The organism is Salinactinospora qingdaonensis, from assembly GCF_039539445.1.
Lineage (GTDB): Bacteria > Actinomycetota > Actinomycetes > Streptosporangiales > Streptosporangiaceae > Salinactinospora > Salinactinospora qingdaonensis.
In genome coordinates, this window is the sequence record NZ_BAABDD010000021.1 from 1 (window position 1) to 13,104 (window position 13,104).

5 protein-coding genes are annotated in these 13,104 nt (G+C 71.5%); 3 read left to right on the forward strand and 2 right to left on the reverse strand.

Going from position 1 to position 13,104, the window contains the following annotated elements:
- The 3 genes from ABD848_RS18535 to ABD848_RS18545 form a co-directional block, all read left to right on the forward strand.
- Nucleotides 1-2,345: non-ribosomal peptide synthetase (locus ABD848_RS18535; protein WP_344973976.1), on the forward strand; the 2,345-nt coding region annotated here is incomplete at its 5' end.
- 86 nt (nucleotides 2,346-2,431) lie between these two features.
- A complete protein-coding gene (locus ABD848_RS18540) occupies nucleotides 2,432-10,270 on the forward strand; it encodes an amino acid adenylation domain-containing protein (RefSeq protein WP_344973979.1) in 7,839 nt (2,612 codons plus the stop codon).
- Nucleotides 10,271-10,337: 67 nt separating this feature from the next.
- On the forward strand, nucleotides 10,338-10,553 hold the full coding sequence (locus ABD848_RS18545; RefSeq protein ID WP_344973982.1) for an MbtH family protein: 216 nt from the start codon (nucleotides 10,338-10,340) through the stop codon (nucleotides 10,551-10,553).
- A 265-nt stretch (nucleotides 10,554-10,818) separates the two neighbouring features.
- Here ABD848_RS18545 and ABD848_RS18550 read toward each other — a convergent pair whose 3' ends face one another.
- Both ABD848_RS18550 and ABD848_RS18555 read right to left on the reverse strand, forming a co-directional pair.
- Nucleotides 10,819-11,640: an ABC transporter permease gene (locus tag ABD848_RS18550; protein ID WP_344973985.1), complete on the reverse strand. Its 822-nt coding sequence runs from the start codon at nucleotides 11,638-11,640 to the stop codon at nucleotides 10,819-10,821.
- Entirely contained in the window at nucleotides 11,637-12,605 is a 969-nt protein-coding gene (locus ABD848_RS18555; RefSeq protein ID WP_344974055.1) for an ATP-binding cassette domain-containing protein, read from the reverse strand. Before ABD848_RS18555 ends, ABD848_RS18550 begins: the two co-directional genes overlap by 4 nt.
- Between the last annotated feature and the right edge of the window lie 499 nt (nucleotides 12,606-13,104).

Here is a 13,104-nt window from a genome sequence, read left to right on the forward strand (position 1 = left end):
TTTTCGGGGCCACGACCTCGGGGCGTCCGGCCGAGTTGCCCGGGGTGGAAGAGGCGCTGGGGCTGTTCATCAACACCTTGCCGGTGCGCGTGAGCATCGACCCCGCCACCCCCGCCGCCACCTGGCTCCGCGACCTCCAGGAACGGCAGGTGGCCGCCCGCGCGCACGACTACCTGCCCCTGAGCACCATCCAGGCCGAGGCCGGGCTCCAAGGAGACACCCAACTGTTCGACAGCCTGGTCGTAGTCGAGAACTACCCCGTCGACGAGCGGGCCGCCCACGAGCACGGCCTGACCATCGGCGACGTCACCGCCAACGAGGCCACCAACTACCCGCTGACGCTCAGCGCTTACGTCACCGAGCGCATCCGCCTACTGATCGGATACGAGCCGGCGTGCTTCGACACCGCCACCGTCCATCGCCTGCTCGGCGACCTGGAGCGGATTCTGGCCTCGCTCGTCCACGACCCGCAGCGTCCCCTGGGGCGGATGGCCGGTGCGGACCCCGCCGCCGTCGCCGCTTTCGTCGACGGCGGTGCGAGCGAGCGTCCGGAGCACTCGGTCCCCGAGCTGTTCGCCCGGCAGGTGCGCCGTTCCCCTGAAGCGACCGCGCTCGTCGCCGCCGACGGCGAGTGGAGCTACGCCGAGCTGGACGCACGGGCCACCGAACTCGCCGACCACCTGCGCGCCCACGGCGTCGCCGCCGAGTCCAGGGTGCTGCTGGCGCTGCCGAGGTCCCCGCGTGTCGTCGTCGCCATGTTGGCCGTCCTCAAGGCCGGCGCCGCCTACGTCCCCGTGCACAGCGCGGTTCCGGCCGAACGTGTGGCCGCCCTGGCCGCCGACACCGGGGCCACCGTCGCGATCGTCGACTCCACGACCGCCGATAGGTGTGCCCAGGCAGGGGTGGCGACCCTGCTCCACTACGAGCCGGAGGACCTCTCGACCGACGGTATCGACCCCGCCGCCGCGCCGCCCCGAGAGGCAACAGCCCGGGCGCAGCGCGCGGAGCCCCTCCCCGCCTCTGCCGCCTACGTGATGTTCACCTCCGGCTCCACCGGCGTGCCCAAGGGCGTCGTGGTCGACCACCGCAACATCGCGAGCCTGGCCGCGGATCGGCGCTGGAGCGGCGACCACGAACGGGTCCTGTTCCACTCCCCCCACGCCTTCGACGCTGCGACCTACGAAATCTGGGTCCCCCTGCTCAACGGTGGGACCGTCGTCGCCGCCGAGGAGGAGATCTCCACGGAACTGGTCGCGGGAAGTGTCCGCGACCACGGGGTGAGCGCGCTGTTCGTGACCACGGCCCTGTTCAACCTGTTCTCCCAGCAGGAGCCGGGCTGCTTCAGCGGACTGCGCCAGGTGTGGATCGGCGGCGAGGCGGCCGAGCCCTCCTCGATCGCCCGCGTGCGGCGAGCCTGCCCGGACACCGAGGTCGTAAACGGCTACGGACCCACCGAGACCACGACCTTCGCGACCTGCACCCCGATCAGCCTTGAGCGAGCCCTGGCCGAAGACTGCCCCATCGGCCGCCCCATGGACGGCACCCGTACCCACATCCTGGATGCGGCCCTGCGCCCGGTCCCCGTAGGCGCGGTCGGTGAGCTCTACATCTCCGGTGACGGGCTGGCCCGTGGTTACGACGCCCGTCCCGGGTTGACCGCGGAGCGCTTCGTGGCCGACCCGTTCGGCTCGGGTGGACGGTTGTACCGCACCGGCGACCTGGTGCGTTGGAACGGCGAGGGCCACATCGAGTTCGTGGGTCGGGCCGACGGCCAGATCAAGCTGCGCGGTTTCCGTCTCGAGCTGGGAGAGGTCGAAAGTGCCCTGGCCCGGCTCCCGGAGGTCGCACAGGCCGCGGCCACCGTGGTGGAGGCCCCCTCCGGCGGCCAGGTTCTGGCCGGATACCTGACCGCGGCCGGCTCCCAGCCCCCCGACACTCGAGCCGTCCGGGAGAGGCTGGCCCAAACACTGCCCGCCTACATGGTCCCCTCGGTGCTCACCGTCGTGCCCGAGCTGCCCATCAACCACAACGGCAAGGTCGACCGTCCCAAGCTGCCCGAACCCGACTGGGCGGGGCTCGTCGAATCCGACTACGCGGCACCGGAGGGCGTCACCGAAGAGGTCGTCGCCGAGATCTGGGCCAAAACGCTCAACCTGGAGCGGGTCGGTCGCCACGACAATTTCTTCGACATCGGCGGCGACTCCCTGAAGAGCGTCCAGGTCGTCAGGGAGATCAAAGACACCCTCGACATCGCCGTCCCCACGCGGGCGCTGTTCGACCACCAGACCGTCCGTTCCTACGCCACCGCCGTCGAAGCCGCTCTCGCCGACCAGATGGGGACATGACCCCCGTGACCCCGCGGGCCGCGCGCACCGGCGCGGCCCGCGGTGGCCTGACCTGCCACGAGCACCTCCGATGATGAGGACCCACCATGAACAACGCCCGTGAGGGCGCGCGTGAGCCGGCCACCCCCGGTTCCCCCGCGCCGCCGCAGGACCGCACCCGCGTCCAGGAAGAGATGTTGCGCAGGCTCCGCGGGAAGGAGAAGCGCAGCCCCGAGATCCCGCGCGTCTCCCGCGACACCCCGATGGCCCCGTCGTTGGCCCAGCAGCGGCTGTGGGTCCTCGACCGGTTCGATCCCGGCCGCGTCGACTACAACTCCGGCTTCGCCCTCCAGATCCGTGGCTCCCTCGACGTCGCCGCGTTGCAGCGGGCGCTGACCGCCCTGATCCACCGACACGAGGTGCTGCGCACCACCTTCCACGAGGTCGACGGCGTGGGCAAGCAGGTCGTCGGCGCCCCCTGGGAGGCCCACCTGCCCGTCATCGACGCACCCGCCGACGAGGATGAGCAGGCCGACCTTCTCCACCGCGGCTACGCTCGCCCCTTCGACCTGGAGACGGGGCCGCTGCTGCGGACCAGCCTGGTGCGGGTCGACGAGCGCTGCCACGTGCTGCTCGTCGTCATGCACCACATCATCACCGACGGCTGGTCCCTGGGCGTGTTCCGCACCGAACTGGACCGCCTCTACACCACCGCCACCGTCGAGCCCGAGCGTACCGGCGCCGACCTCGCCGCGGTCCTGGACCCGCTTCCGTTGCAGTACGCCGACTACGCCGCCTGGCAACGCGACCGGCTCAGCGGACAGGCCTACGAGCGGTCGCTCCAGCACTGGCGCGACCGGCTCCTCGGCGCGCCCTCGCTGGAGTTTCCCACCGACCGCCCCCGCCCGCCGGTGCGCAGCACGCGAGGCCAGAGCCACCCCTTCCACCTGGAGCCCGAGCTGACCGCCTCCCTGGAGCGGGTGGCCAGACAGCGCGGCGCCAACCTGTTCATGGGGCTCATGACCGCCGTCCGCATCGCCATGGCGCGCTGGACCCGCAGCGAGGACGTGGTCCTGGGAACCGTCACCGCCGGCCGCGACGACAGCCGCCTGCACGGGCTCATGGGCTTCTTCGTCAACACGCTCGCGCTGCGCGGCCAGGTCGACGAGACCCTGTCCTTTGCCGGCAACCTCGAACGGACCCGAGACGACGTCTTGGCCGACTTCGACCACGCCGAGGTGCCCTTCGACGCGGTGGTCGACGCGGTCCTCACCGAACGCGACCCCGCCGTCCCGCCCCTCGTTCAAGCCGCGGTCGTCTTCCACAACGCCGCCACCGAGGCGGAAGCGGGCTTGGGCGGGCTGGAGGTCCGTACCCTGCCCATCCGGCGTGAGCACGCCGTCTTCGACCTGACCCTGGAGTTCCACGAGAACGGCGAAGCCGTCGACGGCTCGGCCGAGTTCAACACCGACATCTTCGACACCGCCACCGTGGCCCGCTTCGTCGACGAGGTGCGACACGTGTTGGCCTGCGTCGAGGACGAGCGTCCCCTGCGCGCGATCCACCGGCTTGACGAACACCAGGCGCGACGGGCGCGGTTGGCCGCCACCGGACCGCCGCCGCCGGAGCCGCGTCCCCTTGGCGACCTCGTCGCCGAGCAGGCCGCCCGACACCCCGACGCCGCGGCCCTCATCGGGGCCGACGAAACCCTGAGCTACGCCGACCTCGACGCGCGTGCGGCCCGCATCGCCGGCTACCTGCGCTCGCGCGGTATCCGGCGCGGTGAACGGGTGGGGGTCTGCCTGGAGCGCGGAACCGACCTGGGCGCGGCGCTCATGGGGGTGGTCTACGCCGGCGCCGTCTACGTGCCGCTCGACCCGGAGTACCCGCACGAGCGGCTCAGCTACATCGCCGCCGACGCCGACCTCGGCGCCCTCATCGCCCCCACCGGAGTCGCCGACCTGCTACCCGGCACCGCCCCCCGGATCGACCTCGCTCCAGAGGCCGCCGAGATCGCGCAGGCCCCACTGCTGCGCGAGAGCGTGACGGTTGAGGACGCGGCCTACATGATCTACACCTCGGGCTCGACCGGCCGTCCCAAGGGGGTGGTCGTCGCCCATCGCGGTCTGGCGGCGCTCGCCACCACCCAGGGGCAGCGTATGCGGGTCGGCCCCGGCGTGCGGGTGCTGCAATTCGCCTCGCCCAGTTTCGACGCCTCCATCGCCGAACTCACCGTGGCCCTGCTCAACGGGGCGGCGGCGGTCCTGCTCCCCCGAAGCTCCCTGCTGGGGGAGGGGCTTCCCGAGGCGCTGCGCACCCATCGCGTCAGCCACCTCACCCTGCCGCCCTCCCTCCTGCCCGGTCTGGCCCCCCAGGAACTCGGCCCCGTCGACCACCTGCTCGTCGCCGGGGAAAACTGCCCCGGAGAGCTGATCGACACGTTTTCGCAGGACCGGAAGGTGTACAACGCCTACGGTCCCACCGAGGCCACGGTATGCGCCACGATGAGCCCGCCGCTGTCGGGAACGGCGCCGCCGCAGTTGGGTGACCCGGTCGCGGGCACCCGTATCCACGTGCTCGACCGCTGGCTACGCCCGGTGCGCGACGGCGTCCCCGGCGAGCTCCACATCGCGGGGGAAGGGCTCGCCCACGGCTACTGGAACCGCCCCGGCCTCACGGCCGCGCGTTTCGTGGCCGACCCCTTCGGCCCGCCCGGGGCCCGCATGTACCGGTCGGGCGACCTGGTCCGCCGCCGCCCCGACGGCGAGCTGGAGTTCCTCGGCCGAGTCGACGACCAGGTCAAGGTGCGCGGCCATCGGATCGAGCCGGGCGAGATCGAAGCGGTCCTGAGCGCGCTGGCCGACGTGGCGCAGGCGGTCGTCACCGTGGACCGCACCGGCGGCGAGCAGCGCCTGGTCGCTCACGTCGTCCCCGCCTCCGGCGCGACACCCACCCCCGAACGGTTGCGCGAGGCCGCCGCCCGGGAACTGCCCGCCTATATGATGCCCGCCGCCTTTGTTCGCTGCGACGCGATCCCGCTGACCCCTAACGGCAAGGTCGACCGCGCCTCGCTGCCCGCCGTCGACTGGGCCGGTCAATCCGAGGCCGGGCACGTCGCGCCGCGCACAGCGACCGAGCACACGCTCGCCCAGGTGTGGCGTGACCTGCTGGGGGCGGAACGGGTCGGTGTCCACGACAACTTCTTCCGGGTCGGCGGAGACTCGGTCGGCGTCATCCGGATGCTCTCGCGGGTCGCCGACACGCTGGGCACACGCCTGCCGGTGCGTACTGCCTTCGACCATCCCACGATCGCCGAGCTGGCACGCCTCCTCGACGCGGAGCCAGAGGAGGCCACCGACGAGACGGTGCCCGCCCTCACGCCGGTCCCCCGCGACGGCCGGCTGCCGCTGTCCGCGCCCCAGCGCCGGCTGTGGTTCCTCGACCGCTACGAGGGCGGCAGCGCCGAGTACAACTCCGGCTGCGCGCTGCGGCTGCACGGGCCGCTGGACACCGCCGCGCTCAGCGCGGCGATCGACGCCCTGGTCCACCGACACGAGTCGCTGCGCACCACCTTCGAGGAGCGCGATGGCCGGCCGGTGCAGGTGATCCACGACCGGCACGGGGTCGACCTCGTCCAAACGGATCTCACCGGTTCGCCCGCCGAGCAGCGCGCAGCCGAGCTGGACACCCTCGCCGACGAGTTCATCCACCGCCTGTTCGATCTCGGCAGGGGACCGCTCATCCGGGCGCTGCTGGCCACCATCGACACCGACGAGCATCTTCTCGTGCTCGGCATCCACCACATCGTCGTGGACGCCTGGTCGCTGGGGGTGATGACACGCGAGCTCGGCGCCCTTTACCGGGCCGCCGCTGCGGGCGCGACCGACCCGCGCCAGATTGTGCGCGAGGCCGGGCTCGCCCCCCTGCCCGTGCAGTACGCTGACTTCGCCGCTTGGCAGGACGCCTACCTGGAGTCGGAGCGCTTCCAGCGACGTCTCGACCACTGGCGCGAGCTGCTGGCCGACGCCGAACCCCTCGACCTGCCCACCGACCGCCCCCGCCCCCCGATGCGCCGCGGGCACGGTACGAACCGCACCTTCGAGGTCCCCGAGACGACCCTGCGCGCCGTACGCGCCCTGGAGACGGCCGGCGACGTCACCCTGTTCATGGTGCTGACCGCCGCCGTCCAGGTCGTCCTGGCGCGCCACACCGGCCAAGACGACATCGTCGTCGGCACGGTGACCTCCGGGCGCGAACGCGCCGAGTTGGAGGAGGTCGTCGGTTTCTTCGTCAACACGCTGGCGTTGCGTACCCGCGTCGACGAGTCGGCTACCGGACAGGAGCTGCTGCGGACCGTCCGCGAGGTCACCCTCGGGGCCTTCGAGCACGGCGACGTCCCCTTCGACACGGTCGTCGACGCCGTCGCCCCCCAGCGCGACCCCTCCCGCCCCACCCTGGTCCAGGCACTCGTGGCCCTGCAAAACGCGCCGGTCGAGCAGTGGTGGATCGAGGGGCTGACCGTCACCGAACACCCGCTGTCGCGGGGCCACTCCCTGTTCGACCTGAGCGTCGACTTCTTCGAGACCGGCGGGCGGCTTCTCGGCTCGGTCGAGTACGACACCGACCTGTTCGACGCCGCCACCGTCGACCGCTTCGTCTCCCATCTGTGCACGTTCCTGCACGCCCTCGCCGAGCGGCCCACCGCGCCGCTGCGCACACTGGAGTCGACACCGACCGTCCAGCGCGAGGCCGTCCTCGCGGCGGCGGGCACCGCAGCGTCCCTCCCCAGCGGCGGCCACGTCCTCGACGGGCTCGCCGAATTGGCCGCTCAAGACGCGCCCCACGCCCACCAGCCGGCTTTGACCTGCGGGGAAACGACCCTGTCCTTTGTCGAGCTCGACGAGCGCGTCAACCGGCTCGCCCGCCGGCTCATCGCCGAGGGCGTCGGCCCCGGCGACCGGGTGGCGGTACTGCTGCCGCGCACGACCTGGGCGGTGGCCACCATCTTCGCGGTGTTACGCGCGGGAGCGGCCTATGTGCCCATCGACCCGGCCGCCCCGCAGGAGCGCGCCCACACGGTCCTGAGCAGGTCGGGGGCGCGGCGCGTCCTGGCCACCCGGGCCACGGCCGACGCGGCCCCGTGGCTGGCCGGCGCGCCACCCCTCACCATCGTCGACGAGCCGGCGCCGGCGACCCCCGCCGGGCCGCTCACCGACGCCGAGCGGGTACGTCCCCTCCACGATGAGCATCCCGCCTACGTGATGTACACCTCCGGTTCGACAGGAACTCCCAAAGGGGTCGTCGTCACCCACGCCAACCTGCGCGCCACGGTCGCGGCCTACCGCTGCGCGGTCCTGGAGCCCGAAGACGCCGCGAGACGAGGGCTCACCGCCGCCCACCTGGCCGCATGGACCTTCGACGCCTCGTGGGACCCCCTCGTGTGGCTCCTGCACGGCCAGCGGTTGCACATCATCGACGAGCAGACCCGCACCGACCCCGAGGCGCTGTGCCGCTACCTCGACGAGCACCGCATCGACTACCTCGACACGACCCCCTCCTACCTGAGCCAGTTGATCACGGCCGGGCTGCTGGCCGAGGAGCGCCACCGCCTCACGGTGCTCACCGTCGGCGCCGAGGCGTTGGACGAGACGCTCCTGCGCCGGCTCGCCGCGGCCGGCACCGGCAGTGTCTACAACTTCTATGGCCCCACCGAGAACACGGTGAACAGTACCGTCTGGCGGGTCGACAGCGCCGATCATCCGCTGATCGGGCGGCCGATGCCCGGCACGCGCGCCTACGTTCTGGACGCTTGGCTACGGCCGGTGCCGCCCGGCGTGTTCGGTGAGCTCTACCTGTGCGGCCAGTCACTGGCCCAGGGCTACGACGGCGCCGCGGGGTTGACCGCGCAGCGCTTCGTGGCCGACCCGTTCGGCTCGGGCGGTCGGCTGTACCGCACCGGCGACGTCGTCCGCTGGACCGCCCAGCACGAGTTGGAGTTTCGCGGCCGAAACGACGCGCAGGTCAAGATCCGAGGGTTCCGTATCGAACCGGGCGAGGTCGAGGCCGCCGTCGCGGCGCTGCCCGGAGTGGCCTCCGCCGCCGTCGTGGCGCGTGAGGACCGGCCAGGCGTGCGGCGGCTCGTGGCCTACGTCGTCGCCCAGGAGGGCCAGCCCGAGCCCACCACCGCCGACATCCGCGACGGGGCCAGACGCCGGCTGCCAGAGTACATGGTCCCTACGGCCGTGGTGATCCTCGACCGGATTCCCTTGACCGCCAACGGCAAACTCGACCGAGCGGCGCTGCCCGCGCCCAGTGACGGCGACTTCGCCACCACCGACTCCACCCCGCCTACGGGCGCGACCGAGACACTGCTCGCCCAGATCTGGGGCGAACTGCTGGGCGTCGAGAAGGTCGGGGTCCACGACAACTTCTTCGACCTCGGCGGTGACTCGATCCTGAGCATCCAGTTGGTGTCTCGGGCCCGCCGCGCGGGCCTGGAGCTCACCTCCCGCGACGTGTTCCTCCACCAGACCGTCGCCGCGCTGGCCGCCGCCGTTGCCGACGGAGCGCCCCACGGCGGGCCCGCCGAGACGGCCCCCGTCACCGGGGAGGTTCCGCTCACCCCGATCCAGCACTGGTTCTTCGAGACCCACCCCCGTTTCCCGGCGCACTTCGACATGTCGCTGCGGGCCGAGATCGCGCAGGGAACCGATCCGGCGCTCCTCGCGCGCGCCGCCGAGTACCTGCTGGACCACCACGACATGCTGCGGACGCGCGTCGAACCGACCGGGTCGGGCTGGCGCCAGCACCTCGACGCCGCGGCGCAGCCGGACCGTGCGGTGCGCGTCGTCGACGCCACCGGCCTCGACGACGACGGCATCGAGGCGGTGGTCGAGCGCGAGGCACGCCGAGAGCGACCTCCGAGGCGGCTGAGTGAGGGGCCGCTGTTCGAGGTGCTGGTGTTCGACACCGGCAGCGGGGGCCGCCCCCAATTGCTACTGTCGGCCCACCATCTCGTCGTCGACGCCGTCTCCCTGCGGATCTTGCTGGAGGACCTCGGCACAGCCTACGAGCAGCTCCACGCAGGACGCCCGGTTGACATGGGGCCCAAGACCACCCCGTTTCGCGACTGGGCGCACCGCCTCGCCGAGTTCACCGACACGGGCGGCTTCGACGACGAAGCCGACTACTGGGAGGCGCTCGGCGACGCCGCCGGGGCGTGGATTCCCCTCGACCGCACCGACGGCCGCAACGACGTCGCCTCCCAGGACGTCGTCACCTCCGTGCTGGCGCCGGAGTCCACCCGTGCGCTGCTCCAGCAGGTTCCCGGCGCGCTGCGCAGCCGCATCGACGACGTCTTCCTCGCCGTGCTAGCCCGGGTGCTCACCGACTGGAGCGCCTCCTCGCGCATCCTCATCGAAAAGGAGGGGCACGGCAGGGAGGACCTCTTCGACGACATCGACCTGTCGCGCACCGTCGGCTGGTTCACCACGATCTCCCCTCTGCTACTGGAGGTGCCGCCACAGCCTGACCCAAGGAAGACCGTGGCCGCTGTCAAACGCCAGACGAGGAGGGCGCCGAGGGGCATCGGCTTCGGTGCCCTGCGCTACTTGGCCCACAGTCCTCGCGGCGACGCGGCCCGCGCTGTGCCCCACGCACCGGTGGCCTTCAACTACCTGGGACGTTTCGGCGACCACGGCGGCGACGGACTGATCCGGCGTTTCCTGCCCGTGGCCGCCCCCGACCACGCGCCGGGCGAGGAGCGCACCAACCTCCTCGACATCACCGGCGGCGTCGTCGGCGAGCGCCTAGAGCTGTCGTGGACCTACTCGTTCAACCGGCACCGGCGCGAGACGGTCCAACGGCTCGCCACCTCTTTCACCGACGGGCTGCGCGAGCTCGCCGAGACGGTTCCCGACCAGCGCCGTCCCCGCCGCGGGCGGTGAGGCGGCCCCTGACGTGCCCGGCACCGCCGCCGGGCACGACGACCCACCACGGTAAGGAGAGACGACGATGAGCAACCCCTTCGAAAACGACGACGCCCGTTACCTGGTCCTGGTCAACGGTGAGGGGCAGCACTCGCTGTGGCCGGCCTTCGCCGAGGTCCCTGAGGGGTGGGAGGTCGCCCAGGGGGAGACCTCCCGAGCGGAAGCGCTGGACTACGTCGAGCGCAACTGGACCGACATGCGGCCCGCGAGCCTCGTCGCCGCGATGCGGGAGGACCACTAGCTCCCCGACATAGGGCCCTAGCCCCAAGGGCCTGCCCAGCACCTGTACAGCGAATACAGCGAACTGCGGGCAGCGGCCGGAAATCGGTCGCTGCCCGCAGTGCTCCGCACTACCCCGACCACACACCGCGCCAGGCTGCCGAGATCGCGAAGCGATCGAGGCGCGAGCGAACGACACCACCCCCACACTCGGCTTGACGAGCCCGTAGAAGCACCTCCGGAGGCGGTGCGCCGGGGCCACACGCCGGAGCGCGGCGTTTCCGGACCTAGCGGACCCGCCGCAGGTAGGCCTGGATCGCCAAGGGGAAGAGCACAATATGGCAGCAGGCCACAGCGACCAGGCTCACGAGGAGGGGACCGGCCACGGGGCCACCGATCATCAGGCCGCGCACGGTGTCCACGAAGTAGCTCACGGGGTTGACGCCGATCCAAACCTCCAGCCAGCCGGGCATGGTCGCGGGATCGGCGAAGATGTTGCTGCCGAAGGTCAACGGCAGGATGACCGCCATCGCGATCCCCGGCACCGCCTGCGGGCTCGCGGCGACCATGCCCACCAGTACCGACAGCCAGCACAGGGTGAGGCCGAAGACGATGACCAAGGCGCAGGCGGCCAGCGCCGACAGCGGATCGGTCTGTACCCGAAAACCCAGCGCGAACGCGAACAGCAGCAGGACGGCCAGCGCGACGGCGTAGCGGACAACGTCACCGGCGACCGCGCCCACCAGCGGGGCCGAGCGGGCGATCGGCAGGCTGCGGAACCGGTCGAACACGCCCTTGGTGATGTCGGTGTTCAGCGACATCCCGGTGCCGATGCTGGCATACATCGTGATCTGCACCATCAGGCCGGGCACCAGCGTCTGTAGGTAGTCCTGCCAACTGCCCGAGATCGCGCCACCGAACAGGAACACGAACACGAGCAGGAACAGGATCGGCTGGATGACGGTGTCGATCAGGGTCGTGGGGGTGCGCAGGATGTAGCGGACGTTGCGTTTCGCCAGCGTGAGACCGTGCCCCAGGCTTTGCAGCGCACCGATCCGCCGCGGGACCGTCGGGCGGCTGGTCGTGGTCGCGGCCGTCACGGTACTCATACCGAAACTCCCTCCGTGTCGGTGTTGCCGCCCGCGGCGTGGCCGGTCAGCGCAAGAAAGACGTCGTCAAGGCTGGGCAGTCGGATGGCCACCTCGTCGGCGGCGATGCCCGCTTCGTCCAGGCGTCGGCTCAGCGCGGTGAGCCGGGTGTGGTCGTCGGTCGAAGCGGTGACCAGCCCGCCGTCGCCGTTCACGACGGGGCGAGCCCCCGTGACCTCGGCGAGGATGCGCTCTACACGCGCGACGTCGCCCGAGGCGACGGGACGCACCTGTAGCGTCTGGGCGCCGACGCGACGTTTCAGCTCCTTGGGCGCCCCCTCGGCCACGACCCGGCCCTGGTCGATGACCGACACCCGGTCGGCGAGCTGGTCGGCCTCCTCCAGGTACTGCGTCGTCAGCAGGATGGTCGTCCCGTCCGCGGAGAGCTCGCGCACGATCCGCCACAGGTCGTTGCGGCTGCGGGGGTCCAGTCCCGTCGTCGGCTCGTCCAAGAAGAGCACCCGGGGGCGGCCCACGAGGCTGGAGGCCAGGTCGATGCGGCGTCTCATTCCACCCGAGTAGGTCTTGACGGCGCGTCCGCTCGCCTCGGTCAGCCCGAAGCGTTCGATGAGTTCGCGGGCGCGCTGCTTCACCGTGCGCGACGGCATCCGCAGCAACTGCCCGATCAGTTCGAGGTTCTCCAGCCCTGTCAGCTCCTCGTCGACCGAGGCGTACTGCCCTGTGAGTCCGACAAGGCTGCGCACCGCCACCGGGTCGCGTAGCGCGTCATAGCCGGCCACCGTGGCCTCCCCCTCGTCAGGGCGCAGCAGGGTCGCCAGAATCCGCACGGTCGTCGTCTTGCCCGCACCGTTGGGACCGAGCACCCCCAGGATCGACCCCGTGGGGGCCGCGAGGTCGACCCCGTCCAGTGCCGTGGTGGTTTTGAACCGTTTGACCAGGCCCTTGGCCTGGATACACATCGTCATGGAACCCTCCTCGTCCTTGGCGAAACTGCCAGCGAGGCCAGACATCGGGTGGACACATCGCAGACACCGGGCCATAGCCCCAGCACAGCCGTACTGTTCGCACCCCACGGCTAGATCGTCGGGGACCGCCGGCTGGAGCGCGGGAGCAGAATCTGGCGTTGCCTAGCCGGCCGCGCGATGAGCACGGGGCCGTGGAGCCGTCCGCGTGCTCCAGGTCGTTGTTTGTCGAACGGTTGGGGGTGTGGGGTGGGGGTGTTCGTCGTTTGCTCGTGCCTCGATCGCTGTGCGATCTCGGCAGCCTGCGGGGCAACAGCGGACACGCTCCCCCAGTGCGCCCACTCTCGCCCGCGCCGACCTTTTCAAAAAACAACAACCTAGTGCCGCCAGCGGGTCGCGGGCCTGCACAACGGGGCCGATCCGCTCGCGGCGCGGTCAGGTCAGCTTGCGCTTTGGCAGGCGGGCTGTGGACTGTTGCCCAACCGCCCCGCCCTCTGGTCGA